Source organism: Variovorax fucosicus (assembly GCF_030316825.1).
Lineage (GTDB): Bacteria > Pseudomonadota > Gammaproteobacteria > Burkholderiales > Burkholderiaceae_C > Variovorax > Variovorax fucosicus.
The window spans coordinates 1055269-1072747 of record NZ_JASZYU010000001.1; the positions used below are offsets into that span (position 1 = coordinate 1055269).

Genomic DNA, 17479 nt, shown 5'->3' on the forward strand with positions numbered 1-17479 from the left:
GTCGTCCATAGCAGCCGCAAAGATAAGTAAAGCGCCTGTGCAACAAGCCCGCCTGCATCGGTCGATGCGCCGGGCGGCGCCGCTAGAATCGCCGGTCCACAGCCTCTGGATATACCCCATGAACCGCTGCAATAACTCCCTGCACGCTCACATTTTAATAGCGCTATGCCTTGCATTGGCAGGCGCTGGCACCCTGATTGCCCCTGAAGCCCGGGCCCAGGAACTGAACGAAGCGGCCAACGGCGGACGCAACTTCCCGACCGGCACGCTGCGCGGCAAATTCCAGGTCGTCAACGCGCCCGAGATCCTGCTCGACGGGCAGTCGGAACGCCTGGCGCCCGGTGCCCGCATCCGCAGCCCGCAAAACATGCTGATGATGCCGGCCGCCATCACCGGCCAGAACCTCTTGGTCAACTACACGCGCGATGCCGCCGGGCTGGTGTCCCTGGTCTGGGTGCTGTCGCCCGAAGAGGCCGTGGTCAAGCGTCAATCGGCCGAGAAGCCGCTGCTGAATTTCTGGCCCTTCGTGGCCAACAGCGGCCCGCGCGACGACGGCAAGACGCCGTTCGACCAGTTGCCGAAGTACGGCGAATAAGCACAAGTCCGAGTGCTCCGCGGTGCCCCCCGGCACCGCTGTATTCCATGCCAAAGCGCGCTACAGCGCCCATCCAGCCTGCGGAACCAGCTATCAAACGCATAGCAAGCAGGCGTTCCCATGACAGGTGACCCCATGAGCAAAAAAGTCTTCATCAAAACCTTCGGCTGCCAGATGAACGAGTACGACTCGGACAAGATGGCCGACGTGCTGAACGCCGCGCAGGGCTACGAGCCGACGCAGAACGTCGACGAGGCCGACCTGATTCTGTTCAACACCTGCTCGGTGCGCGAGAAGGCGCAGGAGAAGGTGTTCTCCGACCTCGGCCGCGTGAAGCACCTGAAGGCCAAGGGCGTGAAGATCGGCGTCGGCGGCTGCGTGGCCAGCCAGGAGGGCGAGGCCATCATCGCCCGCGCGCCCTACGTCGACATCGTGTTCGGCCCGCAGACGCTGCACCGCCTGCCCGAGATGCTGAACGAGCGCGAGCGCCTGAACCGCCCGCAGGTCGACATCAGCTTTCCCGAGATCGAGAAGTTCGACCACCTGCCGCCGGCGCGCGTCGACGGCGTCACCGCCTTCGTCTCGATCATGGAGGGCTGCTCCAAGTACTGCAGCTACTGCGTGGTGCCCTACACCCGCGGCGAGGAGGTGAACCGGCCGCTCGACGACGTGCTGGTGGAGGTCGCGGGTCTGGCCGACCAGGGCGTGCGCGAGGTCACGCTGCTCGGCCAGAACGTCAACGCCTACCGCGGCCGCATGGGTGACACGGCGGAGATCGCCGACTTCGCGCTGCTGATCGAGTACATCGCCGAGATCCCCGGCATCGAGCGCATCCGCTACACCACCAGCCACCCGAACGAGTTCACGCCGCGCCTGATCGAGGCCTACGCGAAGGTGCCGCAACTGGTGAGCCACCTGCACCTGCCGGTGCAACACGGCAGCGACCGAATCCTGATGGCAATGAAGCGTGGCTACACCGCGATGGAATACAAGAGCACGGTGCGCAAGCTGCGCGCGATCCGGCCCGAACTGGCGCTCAGCAGCGACTTCATCGTCGGCTTCCCCGGCGAGACCGACGAAGACTTCGCGAAGATGATGAAGCTCATCGCCGACTGCGAGTTCGACGCCAGTTTCAGCTTCATCTTCAGCCCCCGCCCCGGCACGCCGGCCGCCCAACTGCACGACGACACGCCACATGCGGTCAAGCTGGCGCGGCTGCAGCAGCTGCAGGCCGTGATCGACACCAACGTCAAGCGTTTCGGCGAGGCGCTGGTCGGCCAGACCCGCCGCGTGCTGGTGGAAGGCGCCTCGCGCAAGGATGCCACCGAACTCATGGGCCGCACCGAGTGCAACCGCGTGGTGAATTTCGCCGGCGACGCCCGCCTGGTCGGCCAGATGGTCGACCTGCGCATCACGCGTTCGCTCGCCTACACGCTGCGTGGCGAAGTGCTCACGCGCGAGCTGGCGCTCGCGGCCTGATGCCGACCACCCACTCCGCGCGCGGCTCGTTCCAGCAACTGCTGCTGTTTGCGTTCCTGCTGATCACGGCGCTGCTGGTCGGCGTTGCGCTGCGTTCGCTGTTCCAGTACGACGCACTCATGACCCAGAGCCGCAACGCGGCGTCGCGCGCGCTCGCCCTGTCGGGCGGCGCCCAGTCGCTGGCCGAGCGCAGTGCGGCGATGGAGCGTGCGGCGCGCCAGTCGCTGGTGCTCAACGATGCGGTATTGCGGCGCCGCTTCAACGACGCGGCGCGCGACGCCAACGAAGTGGTCGGCAAGCTGGTCGACAACGGGCTGCCGCCGTCATCGATCGACGCCTGGCGCGCGCAGCTCGGTGTGATCGAGGGCCTGATGAACGGCCCCTCCGACACTGCCCTCACGCGCGAAAGCACCATGGCGCTGCAGTTCCGCGACCTCGACGGGCTCAACACCAATATCGCGCAGCAGGCGCAATTTCTCATCGAAACCGGCAACAACGCGCTGGCGCAACGCATCGAGAACGCCGGCCGGCGGCTGATGCGGCAGGTGGTGGCGGCCAGCGGGCTCGCGGTGACGCTGGCGCTGGCCTTCGGCATCTGGCTGGCGCGGCCCTTCAAGCGCATCGAGCGCGCGATCGTCGGGCTCGGCCAGAACCGGCTGGACGAGCCGATCGACATCCGCGGCCCGGCCGACGTGCGGCGCGTGTCGCAGCAGCTCGAATGGCTGCGACTGCGGCTGACCGAACTCGACGCCGACAAGGCGCGCTTTTTGCGTCATGTCTCGCATGAGCTCAAGACCCCGCTGGCCGCGCTGCGTGAAGGCGTGTCGCTGCTGGAGGACGGCGTGACCGGCGCACTCAACCCGGCCCAGCGCGAGGTTGCGCAGATCCTCCAGCAGAACACGGTGGCACTGCAGGGCCAGATCGAAGCCCTGCTGCGCTTCAATGCGGCCGCGTTCGAAGCGCGCGAGCTGCGGCGCGAGCGCACTCAGCTGCTGGGCCTGGTCGAGGAGCAGATCGACGCGCAGCGGCTGCAATGGCAGTCGCAGGGCCTCAAGGTGCGCGCCGAAGGCGAGCCGCTCACGGTCACGGTCGACCCGGTGAAGCTCGGCACCGCGATCGCCAATCTGCTGTCGAACGCGATCCGTTTTTCGGCGCGTGGCGGCACCATCACCATCGTGGTGTCGAGCGCACCGGGCCTGGCCTGCATCGACATCAACGACGCCGGCCCCGGCATCGCGCCGGAAGACCGCGACCGCATCTTCGAACCCTTCTACCGTGGCGAGCGGCAACCCGAGCATGCGGTCAAAGGCACTGGTATCGGCCTGTCGATCGTGCAGGAGTACATTGCTGCACACGGTGGCCATATCAGCCTGCTGCCGAGTGGCCCCGGTGCGCGTTTTCGCATCGAACTGCCGCGCTCCAACTGAGCGCACCCGGATTTCCAAGCCCCCGATTCATGTTGTTCCAGACTGTTTGCAAAAGCGCCCTGGTCGCGGCCACCGCCATGTTGATGGCCGGCTGCGCCGCCCCCCCACAGCCACCGGCCGAAGCCCAGGTGCCGCCGCCCGCGCCCGCGCCGCGCGTGCTGCCGGTCGAAGTCGAACCTGCGGCGCCGGCGTCGCGTCTCACGCCTCCACCGCCCGGCAGCCCCGCGCCGATTGCGATGATGCTGGCGTATGCCGACAAGGTGCGCCCGCTCAACGGCAACGACCTCGCAGCCGAGATCGCCCGCCTCGGCGACCCGGCCGACTCCCCCACCACGCAGATGCAGCTTGCGCTCGCACTGGCCCAGACGCGCGTGTCGGCCGATCTGGCGCGCGCTGCGGGCCTGATGCAGCGGGTAATGGCCAACCCCTCGCCCGAGGCACAGGCGCTGCATCCGCTGGCACGCGCGCTCACCTCGCGCTACTTCGAACAACGCCGCGTCGAGGACGACCGCGACCGGCAGGCGCAGCAGGTGCGCGACGCGCAGCGCCGCATCGACCAGTTGAACGATCGCATGGAGGCCTTGCGCGCCATCGAGCGCAGCTTCGCGCGGCCCAACACCCCCCCGGCTGCGGCCCCGGCCGCACCTGCGGCGGCGCCGCCGGCCAACAACGCCAAGCCACCGCCATGAGCACCGCAACCGCTTCTTCAACGCCGGGCGCAAGGCTGCTGGTCGTCGACGACGACCCGGACATGCTGCGGCTGCTGTCGATGCGGCTCAATTCGGCCGGCTACCAGGTCACGGCCGTGACCTCGGCCGAGTCGGCGCTCACGCAGCTCGAAATCGAGCATCCGCAGCTGGTGCTGAGCGACGTGCGCCTGCCGGGCCGCGACGGCCTGGCGCTGTTCGACGAGATCCGCAAACGGCATCCCTCGCTGCCGGTGATCCTGCTGACCGCGCACGGCACCATTCCCGATGCGGTGGAGGCGACCGCGCGCGGTGTCTTCACCTACCTGACCAAGCCCTACGACGCGCGCGAGCTGCTCGAGAAAATTGGCCAGGCGCTTGCGCTCGGGGCACCCGCCAGCGCGCCGAGCAAGGGCAGCGACGAAAGCTGGCGCGCCGAAATCGTGAGCCGCAGCAACCGGATGGCCGAGGTGCTGGCCGAAGCCCGCATGATCGCCAAATCCGATGCGTCGGTGCTGCTGCGCGGCGACAGCGGCGCCGGCAAGGAACTGCTGGCACGCGCCATCCACCGTGCCAGCGCACGCGCCGAAAAGCCGTTCGTCGCGGTCAACTGCGGCGCAATTCCCGAGGCGTTGCTCGAGTCCGAACTGTTCGGCCACATGAAGGGCGCCTTCACCGACGCGCATGCCAACCACAAGGGCCTGTTCCAGCAGGCCGACGGCGGCACCTTGCTGCTCGACGAAATCGGTGACATGCCGCCGGCCCTGCAGGTCAAGCTGCTGCGGGTGCTGCAGGAGCGCGCGGTGCGGCCGCTGGGCGGCAGCCAGTCGATCGCGGTCGACGTGCGGATCATCTCTGCCACCCACCGCGACCTCGACGTTGCGATGGAAGCCGGCCAGTTCCGCGAAGACCTTTATTACCGGCTCAACGTCGTCACGCTGACCTTGCCGCCGCTCAGCGCACGGCGCGAAGACATCCCGCTGTTGGCCAACCACTTCCTGCACCGTCTTTCCACCAAATACGGCAAACGGCTCTCGGGTTTTGCGCCGGAGGCGCTCAAGGCCTTGACCACGGCCGCCTGGCCGGGCAACGTGCGCCAGCTTTTCAACGTGGTCGAGCAGGTCTGCGCGCTGTCGAGTTCGCCGCTGATCCCGCTGGCGCTGGTGCAGCGCGCGTTGCGGGTGCCGACGGTCGAAGTGCAGACCTATGCAGAGGCCAAGCAGCGGTTCGAGCGCGATTACCTGGTCGGCCTGCTCAAGCTGACCGACGGCAACGTCGCCGATGCGGCGCGTCTGGCCGACCGCAATCGCACCGAGTTCTACCGGCTTTTGCAGAAGCACGAGTTGACGCCGGGCCTGTTCAAGGCCGACGCCGGCAGCGCACCCGGCGAGCCTGTCGCTGACGAGCGACGCACCTAAGTCGTTGATTTCATTGGATTTGGCAACCACGCCTCGACAGCTTGTCGGGGTTTGGCGACAAAACAGGGGGTTTGGCGCCCCCTGATCCGGGAAAACCCGCTTCCCGGCCCAAAAAATCATCCCAAGTCGTTGATCTGAAACGACTTTTCCATGCTGGCACAGGGTTTGCCCCTGTAGAGGCATGACAGCACTCACCAGCCCTTCTTTCGCACTGCGTCCGCAGCGCGATGGCCTGCGTCAAAAGCAGTTTTCACTCTCGCGGCCCCGTGGCGCGGGACATCAGCTCGGCGCGCACGACGCCTCGGGCGGCGCGGCACCGGATTGCGTGTTCAAGCGCTTTCCGGCAATTGGCGACACCCCCGCCTCCACCAAACAACACTGGTAAGCCGACAACATGAAGCCCAACGACTTCTCGCAAATGAACGTTCTCGATACATTGATTGAAGACGAACAAACTCTGGTGTCGGCGCGCAGCGGCCTGCTGCGCGAAGAGCGCCACCCGAACTCGGTCACGGCCCCGCCAATGAACCGCGGTTCGATGGCGCCCCGTCCCTGGCGCGGTTTCTGGAACAGCATCGGCACCGCCATGCTGGTCAAGCTCGGTGCCGCTGGCCCGCGCGCTGCCACTCCGGCCGGCGCACCGGCAGCCCAGCCGTGGCAGCGCGCTGCCGCACAACGCCGCTTCGCCTTCATGGCGCTGACGCTGCTGAGCACCGTGATCGCCGCGACCCTGTTCGCCGGCATCCAGCCCGACTACGACAACCTCTGGCTCGAATACGGCCAGATCGGCCTGTACGCGCTGCTGTCGGGCTGGGTCGTGACCGGCTTCGTGACTGCGCTGATGGGTTTCTACGTTTCGGTGCGCGGTGACAAGCACGCGCTCTCGGCCAAGCAGGTGGCCAACCACCCGATGAACCCGGAAGCCCGCACGGCGATCATCATGCCGATCTGCAACGAGGACGTGGCCACGGTTTTCGCCGGCCTGCGCGCCACCTGCGAATCGGTCGCCTCTACCGGCCATGCCAAACAGTTCGACGTGTTCGTGCTGTCGGACAGCTACAACCCCGAAACCGCCGCCGCCGAGCGCGCCGCCTGGGAAGACCTGCGCGCCGCCCTGGCCGACAGCCCGAACCAGCCGCAGGTCGAGGTGTACTACCGCCTGCGCACCCGCCGCACGCACCGCAAGGCCGGCAACGTGGCCGACTTCTGCCGCCGCTGGGGCAAGGACTACCGCTACATGGTCGTGCTCGACGCCGACTCCGTGATGAGCGGCGACTGCCTGACCTCGATGGTCAAGCTGATGGAAGCCAACCCGACCGCCGGCATCATCCAGACCGCGACGCAGGCCATCGGCCACGTCACGCTGCATGCCCGCGCACAACAATTCGCTTCCCGCGTGACGGGCCGCCTGTTCACGCTGGGCATGCAGTTCTGGCAACTGGGCGAATCGCACTACTGGGGCCACAACGCGATCATCCGCGTGCAGCCCTTCATGGACCATTGCGCGCTGGCCCCGATCAAGGGCACCGGCGGCATGTCGGGCGGCATCATGTCGCATGACTTCGTCGAAGCCGCGCTGATGCGCCGTGCCGGCTACCACGTGTGGCTGGTGTCCGACCTGGTCGGCAGCTACGAGCAGCAACCGCCGGATCTGCTGGCTGAACTCACCCGCGACCGCCGCTGGTGCCAGGGCAACCTGCAAAACGCCCGCCTGATGGCCGAGCCCGGCATCCACCCGGTGCACCGCGCAATGTTCGTGACCGGCACCATGGCTTATGTGTCGGCGCCGCTATGGCTGGCATTCCTGACGCTCGGCACCGCGCTGTGGCTCAGCGGCTCCAGCCTCGTTTCGAGCTGGAGCGCGTTGCCCGCCGAGCTGGCCGGCCTGTGGGTCTGGACCCTGTGCCTGTTGTTCCTGCCCCGCGTGCTCGGCATTGCCGCCGTGATGATGCGTGGCGAACAACGCCAGTACGGCGGCCTGTGGGGCCTGGTGAAGAGCGCATCGCTTGAAAGCGCACTGGCCATCGTGCAAGCCCCGGTTCGCATGATTGCGCACTCGCTGTTCGTCGTGGTCGCCCTCACCGGCATCAAGCTCGACTGGAAGTCGCCTCCGCGGGAAGCCAACGCCGTGCCGTGGCGTGATGCTGCAGCCACGCTGGCCCCGATGAGCCTGGTGGTGGTGGCGCTGGCCCTCGGCATTGCGCTGATCGACCCGAGCGCGCTGATCTGGCTCATGCCGGTCGGCCTGCCGCTGCTGCTGGCGATCCCGCTGACCGTACTGACCAGCCAGATCGGCATGGGCACCACGCTGCGCGAACGCGGCTACCTGCTGATTCCGGAAGAGTCGCGCTCCCCCGCCGTGCTGCGCCGCGCCTGGCTGCATGCCAGCCGCCTGGCCCGTCCGGCGCTGGCAGCGGCCTGAGGCTCCACCCCCTGAGAAAGCCCGCTTCGGCGGGCTTTTTCTTTGGTGCGACGAAGAGCACCAGCTGGCTGCCGTTGGTCACAGCCACGTCACGCGCGCATAGAAAGATCCGCCCCTTTTGCTCGTTCGTGACTCTCATGCAGCCAACCTTCCCGTTTCGCCGTGCCCTGGCTCTCGCGCCGATCTCTTGTCTCAGCCTCTCGGCGCTCCTGCTGGTTGCATGCGGTGGTGGCGGCGGCTCCTCTTTCGCCTTGCCTGCGGCCCCCACCGGGGTTTCGACAACGCCCGCCGCCCCGGACAACACGACGAGCCCCAGCATCAGCGGGGTGGTGGTCGGTAGCTATTTCGTCAACGCCAAGGTCTGCCTGGATATCAATTCCAACGGCCGCTGCGACACCGGCGAGCCTTCCACGCGATCGGACAAGCAGGGCGGCTTCAGGCTCGCCGGTTCGGGCGCGGGCATCGTGGCCGAGATCGGCACCGATGCCACCGAGCTCGACCCTTCCATCCCGTCCTCCAAGCCGGTGACCTCGCCACTCGTGCTGCGTGCGCCGAAGGAGGCGCCCGGCGTCGTCGACTTCCAATCGACCGCGGTGGTTGCCGAGATGGAAGCCAACGGTCTCGACTTCCAGGCCGCCACGGGCAAGGTGGCGATCTCGGTCGGCGTGATTGCAGCGAAGCTGCTCGGCGATATCAACACCGAGAGCGACCCGGTCGCCAAGGCGGCGCTCAAGGCCGCATCCGACGAAGGACTGCAGCGCATTCGCGATGCACTGGCATCGGCCGGCAGCGGTGACGACGTCAAGGTGCTGGTGACGGCCGCTGCCCTGACGGACCGCTACTACCAGACCAAGGCGCCGTACCGGCCGCAGCAGGACGTCAGCACCTACGAGGCGGCGCCCGCGGGCTTCTCGCCGGTCTACACCGAGGTGGTCGCGCGGCACGGCTCGCGCGGGCTCTCGGGCCTCAAGTACGACCTCGCGGTCTACAACATGTGGAAGAAGGCGCAGGGCGACGGCGCCCTCACGCCGCTGGGCGAGAAGCTCGGCCCCGACGTGCTGAAGATCATGAAAGCCAACTTCCTGCTCGGCTATGGCGTGGCGGGCATCAGCACGCCCGGCTACGGCAACGAGACACAGGTCGGCATCAACGAACACACGCAGCTCGCGGCGCGGCTGGTTCAGCGCCTGCCGGCCTACTGGAAGCAGATCGGCGACAGTGCCGGTACCGCCCCGCGCCAGATCGTGACGGTGACCTCCGGCGTCGACCGCGCGGTCGACAGCGGCAACTTCTTCGTGCAGTCGCTCAAGGCGGTGCAGCCTGCGCTGGCACCGCTGCTGACCTATCCGCCGGCACCGGCGCCTTACCCCGACAACGGCACGGCCGTGAGCCAGCCGGCCGGCACCAACCGCTTCCTGCTCTACTTCCACAAGCTCGTGAAGGCGACCGACCTGGTTACGAACCCGGCCGATCCGCTCTACAACACCTACCAGGCCAGCCTGGCCTACCAGGACTACAAGAGCAACGATGCCGACCTGCTTGCCAAGCAGAGCGGCCTCACGGTCACGCCCGAGGCCGCGGCTGCCGGTCGCGTGCTGCTGGAGCGCCTGTTCGCGAAGAGCTTCGTGGACAAGATCGCCAACGGCACCTACAGCTTTGCCAATAGCGGCAGCTTCAGCTACACGAGCGACGACGGCAAGTTCGCGCCCAGCCTGAGCGGCGACGGCAAGACTTCGATCAAGTCGATCGGCGATGCGGGCTCGCTGCTGTACGAGCTGTATGTGATCGCCCCCGCGATGCGAAGCGAGGCCGGCGTCGATTTCACGGCCTACATGCCCGCCGCGCAGGCAAAGTTCTTTGCCGCGCTCAACGATGGCTCCGACTTCTACGACAAGGGCCCGGGCATGACCGAGAAGGGCGACATCACCTCGCGCATGGCCCAGATCCTGGTGGACGACATGTTCAACGAGGTCGATGCGATCGCCCGGGGTGATCGCTCGCACGCGGCCAAGCTGCGCTTCACGCATGCGGAAATCATGATGCCCTTTGCCGTGCGCATGGGTCTGAAGGGCGTGGACCAGAGCGTGCCCAAGGCCACGGGCTTCAGTTACGACAGCAATGCATGGCGCGGCCAGTATGTGTCGCCGATGGCGGCCAACATGCAGTGGGACGTGTTTGCCGGCACCGGCAGCAAGCTGCTGGTGCGCATGCTCTACAACGAGAGGGAAACCGACTTCAAGGCGGCCTGTGACGCCGCCAAGGCAGCGGGCACGGCTCACTACTACGAGTACACGGCCCTCAAGGCCTGCTACGGGCACGTGGCTCAGTAATCGCCACGTCGCGCCGCTGAACCGCCCCGGGGGATTCGCGGGGCCTGTGCTTCAGAGATGGCGGAAGAACTCTGGTGCATTGGCCCAGTTGTCGCTCCGGCCATCCACATAGGTCACGGGTGCGTTGGCAAGTTCTTCGTCGGAAGCGTCTTCAAGGCAGCCCAGGTTCACGCCATACATAAGTCCGATCGGGGTTTCGGTTCCAACCCCAAACGCGCGCACTCCGCAGTGCCTGCAGAAGTAGTGTTCATTCTTCCTCGTGTTGAACAGGTACTTCGTCAGATCCGCTTCGCCAGCGAGCAGGCGAAATCCGTCAGGCCTGGCTACCGCTGGCCAGAACCTGGTGCGACGGCAAATCGAGCAGTTGCAGCGGTAGGTGCTCTGCGTGAGATCAAGATCCGCCTCGAACCGGACGGCGCCGCAATGACAACTGCCGTGATACGTCTTGAGCATGCTTGGAACTCCGATGCGAGCCAAACCGCAGGTTCAGAACGGCAGCTTCGGCCCGCCGCCCCCGCCCATGCCGGGCATGCCCTTCATGCCGCCCATGCGCTTCATCATCTTCATGAGGCCGCCGCCCTTCATCTTTTTCATCATGGTCTGCATCTGCTCGAACTCGTTGAGCAGGCGGTTCACTTCCTGAACCTGCACGCCGGCGCCGGCGGCAATGCGGCGCTTGCGCGTGGCCTTCAGCAGCTCGGGCTTGCGGCGCTCGAGCGGCGTCATGCTCTGGATGATCCCTTCCTTGCGGCGGATGTCGCGCTCGGCGCGGGTCATGTCGGCGTCGGTGGCCTTGGCCGCCATCTGCTGGGGCAGCTTATCCATGATGCTGGAGAGCCCACCCATCTGCTTCATCTGCTGCAGCTGGCCGAGGAAATCGTCGAGATCGAAGCCGGCCCCGCTCTTGACCTTGGCCGCCAGCTTCTGCGCTGCCGCGACGTCGACGCCGGCCGTGACCTGCTCGACCAGCGCCACGATGTCGCCCATGCCGAGGATGCGGCCGGCATGGCGCTCGGCATCGAACACCTCCAGCCCGTCGATCTTCTCGCTGGTGCCGGCGAACTTGATCGGCACGCCGGTGATTTGCCGCACTGAAAGCGCTGCGCCACCCCGCGAGTCGCCATCGGTCTTGGTCAGGATGATGCCGGTCAGGGGCAGCGCGTCCTTGAAGGCCTTGGCGGTGTTGACCGCGTCCTGCCCCTGCATCGCGTCGACCACGAAAAGGGTCTCGACCGGGTTCAGCTCGGCATGCAGCTGCTTGATTTCGGTCATCAGCACTTCGTCGATCGCGAGCCGGCCTGCGGTGTCGACCAGCAGCACGTCGAAGAAGTGCCGGCGCGCATGGTCGATCGCGGCGCGCGCGATGTCGATCGGCTTCTGGTCGGGCGTGCTCGGGAACCATTCGGCACCCGCCTGCTTCGTGACTGTCTTCAACTGCTCGATCGCGGCCGGCCGGTACACGTCGCCCGACACGGTGAGAACTTTCTTCTTGCGCTTCTCGATCAGGTGCTTGGCCAGCTTGGCCGTGGTGGTGGTCTTGCCCGCGCCCTGCAGGCCGGCCATCAGGATCACCGCCGGCGGTTGCGCGGCGAGGTTGATGTCCGACACGCCCTCGCCCATGGTCGCGGCCAGTTCGCGGTTCACGATGCCGACCAGCGCCTGGCCCGGCTTGAGCGAACCCAGCACCTCCTGGCCGAGTGCCTTTTCCTTCACCCGGGCGACGAAGTCGCGCACCACGGGCAGCGCCACGTCGGCTTCGAGCAGCGCCATGCGCACCTCGCGCAGCATGTCCTGCACGTTGGCTTCGGTGATGCGGGCCTGGCCGCTGACCTGCTTGACGAGGCGCGAGAATTTTTCGGTAAGTGCGGTGGCCATGGATGCCTTGGTGCCCGCTGCAGCGGGCCGAATGGAAAGGGCGTAGAGGACGAGAAGTGCGTGCCGCCTGGGCGCCAGTAAACTCGCTCCATGATTTTAGCGAGCCCCTCCCCGCTCGGCGTGGCACTGGGTATCGCCACCGCCGCGGCCTATGGCGTGACCGCCGTCGCGGCGCCCCGCCTGGGCCGGTCGGCCACGCAATGGCTGCTGGGGCTGGCCTGGTTGCTGCACGGGGTTGCGTTGGCATGGGAGCTGATCGGGCTCAGGCAGTTCGGCTTTGCGCCGGCCATCTCCGTCACCGCCTGGCTGGTGTTGACGGTCTATGCGATCGAAAGCCGCCTGTACCCCCAGCTGACGGTTCGGCGCGTGCTGGCCGTGCTCGGCGGCGGCGCGGCACTGCTGGCGGCAGAGTTCCAGGGCACGCCACTGGATGTGGGCAGTTCCCCCTGGCTGCCGTTGCACATCGCGCTGGCACTGGCATCGTATGGCTTGTTCGGCGCGGCCGTGGTGCACGCCTGGCTCATGACCCGCACCGAAAAGCAGATGCGGCTGGTCGCCGAAACGCAGACCGGCCTGCCACTGCTGACGCTGGAGCGCCTCACTTTCCGCTTCATCACGGCCGGCTTCGTGCTGCTGTCGGCCACCCTGCTGGCCGGCATGCTGTTCAGCGAAACGCTTTACGGCCGCGCCTGGCGCTGGGATCACAAGACCGTGTTTTCGATGCTGGCCTGGCTGACTTTCGCGGTGCTGCTGATCGGACGTGCCCGCTTCGGCTGGCGCGGCCGCACCGCGCGGCGCGTGCTCTACGCCGGCGCGGCGCTGCTGCTGCTGGCCTATGTGGGCTCACGCTTCGTGCTCGAAGTCGTGCTGGGCCGCACCGCATGAAATACCTGATCGTGCTCCTCGTGGTCGCGGTGGCGATCTGGCTCTGGCGCCGCAACCGGCGCGAGGAAATGGAAGAAGCACGACCGCCGCAGGCCGCGCCGCCGAAGGTCGGCGAACCCCAGGCGATGCTGCGCTGCGCGCATTGCGGCCTGCATCTGCCGGCGAGCGACGCGATCACCGGGCCCGACGACAAGGTGTATTGCAGCACTGCGCACCGGCAGGCCGGCGCACGATGACATCCCCCCTGCTTTGGTCGCGCGGCGAACCGGGCAGCGAATGGGGCGGCCTCGAATACAAGCCCCAACCCGACAGTCCCGCCCTGCAACGGCTCTGGCGCGGCTTCATGACGGCGCGCAGTTTCGTCGGCCTCGTGCTGGTGCTGCTGCAGGGTGTGAGCTTCGGCATCAGCCAGTCGGTGCACCCCACCGCGCTGGTGCTTTCGGGGGCTTACCTCGTGGCCGCGCTGGCTGGCGCGCGCTATGTGCGTTTTCGGCCACCGATGCGCGGCTTCGGCAGCGCGTGGATCGCCTCCATCGGTATCGATCTGGCCACCTTCACGGTGCTGCAGCTGGCGCAGGCCGGCAGCATCAACTACACACCGCTGTTCGCGCTGCCGGTGCTGATGGGTGCGGTGCTGGGCACCGTGTCGGTCGGCCTCGGCACCACCGCCGCGGTCACGCTGCTGCTGCTCGGCGACGCCGGCTGGCAGTGGCTGTCGCAGGCGGTCGACCCGTCGACGCGCTTCCTGCAGGCAGCGCTCACCGGCACGGGCCTGTTCGTGGTGGCGCTGCTGGCGCACCAGCTCGCCCTGCGGCTGGCGCGCGAAGAAGCACTGGCGCTGCGCAGCCGAAGCACCGCGCAGATGCATGCGCAGGTGAACGACCTGGTGATCGAAACACTGAGTGAAGGCGTGCTGGTGATCGATGCCGCGGGCCGTGTGCATGCGGCCAACCCGGCTGCCGACGCGATCCTCGGCCGGGGGTTGGCCGGGTTGGCGCTGCCCTTTCCGCTCGACGCCCATCCGGCCTGGCATCCGCTTGCAATGGTGGCCGGCAAGACCTTCTCGCGGCGCGCGCCGCAGTCGAAGGAAATGCCGATCGCCCAGGCGCAGGGCGCACCGCGCGAGGTGCGCGTGCGCACGCGCCTGACGCCCGACAACGACCGGCGCATCGAAAGCCTGTGCGTGATGTTCCTGCAGGATCTGCGCGAACTCGAAGCGCGCATCCGCACCGAAAAGCTCGCGGCCATGGGTCGCATGTCGGCCGCGGTCGCGCACGAGATCCGCAACCCGCTGGCCGCGATCACCCAGGCCAGCGCGTTGCTCGGCGAAGACCTGGTCGACCCGGCGCACCGCCAACTCACCGCGATGGTGCAGCAGAACGCACAGCGGCTCGCCCGTATCGTCGACGACGTGCTCGATGTGTCACGCGCCCGCCAGCAACGCGTCCTGCCGCTCGCCGACATGGTGGCGCTCGACAGCACCGTTCGCACACTGGCCGAGGAGTGGGTGCGCCAGTCCAAGCGACAGGGTGTGCTGCTGGTGCTCGACGCGGTCGGGTGCGACGTGCGCTTCGAGGTCGAGCACCTGCGCCGCATCCTCGTCAACCTGCTCGACAACGCGGCGCGCTATGCGGGCGACCGCGAGGGCTCGATCCAGGTTGCGACCGAGGTCGAACCCGGTGGCCGTTCGACGCTGCAGGTCTGGAGCGATGGCGCGCCGCTGGAGCCGGGTGTGCAGCGCCATCTGTTCGAGCCGTTCTTCTCTTCCGAAAGCCGCTCGAGCGGGTTGGGTCTGTTCATCTGCCGCGAACTCTGCGAACGGCACGGCGCCACGATCGGCTACGAACGGCGCGCGCTGTCGGCGGCGGGGCCCGAGGGCAACGAATTCTTCGTCACCTTCGCCGGCGCCGAAGCCCGGCTGACACAATAGCGGCGTGAGCACTCCCCCCTCTTCCACGAACAAGCCGGCCCAGATCCTCGTCGTCGACGACGAGCCCGATTTGCGCACGCTGTACGAGTTGACGCTGCTGCGCGAGGGCTATCGCGTCGAGGCCGCGGGCAGCGTGTCGGAAGCCTGGCAACACCTCGATGCCGGCCGCTTCGATGCCGTCATCACCGACATGCGGCTGCCCGATGGCCTCGGCATGGAGATCCTGCAGCGCATCCAGAAAGACCAGCGCAGCGAGCGCTGCGTGGTGATGACCGCTTACGGCTCGGCCGAGAACGCAGTCGAGGCACTGAAGGCCGGTGCCTTCGACTATCTGACCAAGCCGGTCGACCTCAAGCAGTTCCGCGCCGTGGTGGCATCGGCAGTGCAGTTGCAGCCGCAGGAGCTGCCGGCCCCCAGGGCGGCCCGGCCGGCCGCCGACGACGGCGGCATCGCATCCGCGCCGACGGTTCAGGGTGCGGGTGCACTCGACCGTCTGGTCGGCGGATCGGAGTCGATGCGGCTGGTCAAGTCGCGCATCGCCAAGGTGGCGCGCGGCATGGCGCCGGTGCTGGTGCGTGGCGAGTCGGGCACCGGCAAGGAGCTGGTAGCACGCGCCGTGCATGCCTGCAGCCAGCGCAGCGAGGGCCCTTTTGTCGCCGTGAATTGCGGCGCGATTCCCGAGAACCTGCTCGAGGCCGAGTTCTTCGGCGCGCGCAAGGGCTCCTACACCGGCTCGGCAGCGGATCGCGATGGCTACTTTCAGGCGGCGCGCGGCGGTACGCTGTTTCTCGACGAGATCGGGGACCTGCCGCTCGCGATGCAGTCCAAGCTGCTGCGTGCGATCCAGGAGCGCAGCGTCCGACCGATCGGATCGACGCAGGAAGATGCGGTCGATGTGCGCATCGTCAGCGCAACGCACAAGGACTTGCACGCCGAAGTGCAGGCCAGCCGCTTCCGCCAAGATCTTTTTTACCGGCTCAACGTGATCGAGATCGCGGTGCCGGCGTTGCGCGACCGGCGCGAGGATCTGCCCGCGCTGTGCGCGGCGCTGCTGGCGCGCATTGCGCGCGACGCCGGAATGCCGGTGCCGGTTTTGTCGGCCGACGTGATCGCGCAACTGGCCATGCAGCCGCTCGACGGCAACGTGCGCGAGCTCGAGAACCTGCTGCACCGCGCAGTCGCGCTCAACGACGGCGACGAACTCCATCTGGACTTCACGGGCAGCACCGGGGTGCTGCTGGAGGCCACGCCGCCTGTTGCAGTGGCAGCCGGCCCTGCAGCGCCGCGCGAAGCCGCCGGCCCGGGCCGGCACGCGATGCCGCCGGATCTGCAGACCTACCTCGACCAGCAGGAGCGCGAGATCCTCGTGCGTGCGTTGCAGGAAAGCGGCTTCAACCGCACCGCGGCGGCGGCACGGCTCGGCCTGAGCCTGCGCCAGATCCGCTACCGCATTGCGCGGCTCGGCATCAACACGCCGCATGGCGACGACGGATTGGCCGGCAATCCGGATGAGTGAGGCGACGGACGCCGGACTCTGGCAAGGCGGCTGGTATCGCTTTGCCCGACGCCTCGCTTCGCCCAACTTCGGGCCCCGGCCCGATGCCGCACAGGTCGACCTGATCGTGCTGCACTCGATCAGCCTGCCGCCCGGGCGCTATGGCGGCAACGAAGTGCAGCAGCTGTTCACCAACCGTCTCGACTGGGAGGCCGATCCTTATTTCGGCCAGATCCGCGGCATCGAGGTGTCCGCCCATTTCTATGTGCGGCGCGACGGCGCACTCTGGCAGTTCGTGAGTTGCGACGAACGCGCCTGGCATGCCGGTGCGTCGACCTGGCGCGGACGTGCCAATTGCAACGACGACTCGATCGGCATCGAACTGGAAGGGCTGGAGGGCCAAGCCTTCGAGCCGGCGCAATACGAAGCGCTGGCGAGCCTGTGTCCGGCGATCGCGCAGCGTTATCCGATTGCGTACATCGCCGGCCACGAACACATCGCGCCGGGCCGCAAGCAGGATCCCGGCAGCGGATTTGACTGGCCCGCACTGCACGACCAACTCGGCTGGGCCGACGGGATGTTTCCCGACGGAGTCGTCCGGCGCTGAATTTTCTCAATCGCGGGCGCGAATGCGATGCCTGCCGGCAAATCACACGGCGCGCGATGCTGCAGGGCAACAGCGCAGCAACCATGCGGGTTGCGGGCTCGAAATGCCCGGCAACCCGCATCAAATCTCAGGCGTGGCACAGTTGTTCAGCAACGACGCGCGCTGTGGCGGCGAAGCCTCCGACGAGCCAGCCTTGTCACATGGCAGCTTCATGAAAAACACTACATCTAGTGGCTTGTAGGCCTTCCACACCCTAGATATAGTGTCTGCCTAGCGCGGACATATTCCGTTACACGCGCCCAGGCCAGATGGCCTCCCGCGCCGCCGCAA

At 67.3% G+C, this 17479-nt stretch carries 14 protein-coding genes; 12 read left to right on the plus strand and 2 right to left on the minus strand.

The window, feature by feature from the left end; all coding sequences use genetic code 11:
- Positions 1-118: 118 nt before the first annotated feature.
- The 7 genes from QTI05_RS04940 to QTI05_RS04970 all read left to right on the plus strand — a co-directional run bounded on the left by QTI05_RS04940 (position 119) and on the right by QTI05_RS04970 (position 10357).
- A complete protein-coding gene (locus tag QTI05_RS04940) occupies positions 119-595 on the plus strand; it encodes a hypothetical protein (RefSeq protein ID WP_286541733.1) in 477 nt (158 codons plus the stop codon).
- A gap of 135 nt (positions 596-730) precedes the next feature.
- A complete protein-coding gene (gene miaB, locus QTI05_RS04945) occupies positions 731-2074 on the plus strand; it encodes a tRNA (N6-isopentenyl adenosine(37)-C2)-methylthiotransferase MiaB (protein WP_286541732.1) in 1344 nt (447 codons plus the stop codon).
- The gene (locus QTI05_RS04950; RefSeq protein ID WP_286541731.1) at positions 2074-3501 is read left to right on the plus strand and encodes a sensor histidine kinase; all 1428 of its coding nucleotides are present in this window, start codon (positions 2074-2076) and stop codon (positions 3499-3501) included. The genes miaB and QTI05_RS04950 overlap by 1 nt, the downstream gene beginning before the upstream one ends.
- 29 nt (positions 3502-3530) lie before the next feature.
- Positions 3531-4190 carry a hypothetical protein gene (locus QTI05_RS04955; RefSeq protein ID WP_286623153.1) on the plus strand — a complete coding sequence of 220 codons (660 nt, stop codon included), beginning with the start codon at positions 3531-3533 and terminating at the stop codon, positions 4188-4190.
- Complete coding sequence (locus QTI05_RS04960; protein WP_286541729.1) at positions 4187-5605, plus strand: sigma 54-interacting transcriptional regulator; 1419 nt, start codon at positions 4187-4189, stop codon at positions 5603-5605. Before QTI05_RS04955 ends, QTI05_RS04960 begins: the two co-directional genes overlap by 4 nt.
- Positions 5606-5999: 394 nt before the next feature.
- Positions 6000-8027: a glucans biosynthesis glucosyltransferase MdoH gene (mdoH, locus tag QTI05_RS04965; protein ID WP_286541728.1), complete on the plus strand. Its 2028-nt coding sequence runs from the start codon at positions 6000-6002 to the stop codon at positions 8025-8027.
- A 137-nt stretch (positions 8028-8164) separates the two neighbouring features.
- Positions 8165-10357 (plus strand): histidine phosphatase family protein, encoded by a 2193-nt coding sequence (locus tag QTI05_RS04970; protein WP_286657786.1) that lies wholly within the window; start codon positions 8165-8167, stop codon positions 10355-10357.
- 51 nt (positions 10358-10408) lie between these two features.
- On the opposite strand, the gene QTI05_RS04975 is transcribed toward QTI05_RS04970, so the two are convergent.
- Together QTI05_RS04975 and ffh are read right to left on the minus strand one after the other, a co-directional pair.
- Positions 10409-10810, minus strand: coding sequence for a GFA family protein (locus tag QTI05_RS04975; protein WP_286623155.1), 402 nt, complete (start codon positions 10808-10810; stop codon positions 10409-10411).
- A gap of 33 nt (positions 10811-10843) precedes the next feature.
- Complete coding sequence (gene ffh / locus QTI05_RS04980) at positions 10844-12232, minus strand: signal recognition particle protein (protein WP_286541725.1); 1389 nt, start codon at positions 12230-12232, stop codon at positions 10844-10846.
- 90 nt (positions 12233-12322) lie between these two features.
- Here ffh and QTI05_RS04985 point away from each other — a divergent pair, with 90 nt between their 5' ends.
- Genes QTI05_RS04985 through ampD form a run of 5 tightly spaced genes read left to right on the plus strand, consistent with a single transcriptional unit; the run spans position 12323 to position 17149 of the window.
- Entirely contained in the window at positions 12323-13117 is a 795-nt protein-coding gene (locus tag QTI05_RS04985) for a cytochrome C assembly family protein (protein ID WP_286541724.1), read from the plus strand.
- Complete coding sequence (locus tag QTI05_RS04990; RefSeq protein WP_286541723.1) at positions 13114-13353, plus strand: PP0621 family protein; 240 nt, start codon at positions 13114-13116, stop codon at positions 13351-13353. Before QTI05_RS04985 ends, QTI05_RS04990 begins: the two co-directional genes overlap by 4 nt.
- The gene (locus QTI05_RS04995) at positions 13350-15047 is read left to right on the plus strand and encodes a two-component system sensor histidine kinase NtrB (protein WP_286541722.1); all 1698 of its coding nucleotides are present in this window, start codon (positions 13350-13352) and stop codon (positions 15045-15047) included. The genes QTI05_RS04990 and QTI05_RS04995 overlap by 4 nt, the downstream gene beginning before the upstream one ends.
- A 4-nt stretch (positions 15048-15051) precedes the next feature.
- Entirely contained in the window at positions 15052-16563 is a 1512-nt protein-coding gene (locus QTI05_RS05000) for a sigma-54-dependent transcriptional regulator (protein ID WP_286541721.1), read from the plus strand.
- The gene (gene ampD, locus QTI05_RS05005) at positions 16526-17149 is read left to right on the plus strand and encodes a 1,6-anhydro-N-acetylmuramyl-L-alanine amidase AmpD (protein WP_286623156.1); all 624 of its coding nucleotides are present in this window, start codon (positions 16526-16528) and stop codon (positions 17147-17149) included. The genes QTI05_RS05000 and ampD overlap by 38 nt, the downstream gene beginning before the upstream one ends.
- Positions 17150-17479: the final 330 nt, after the last annotated feature.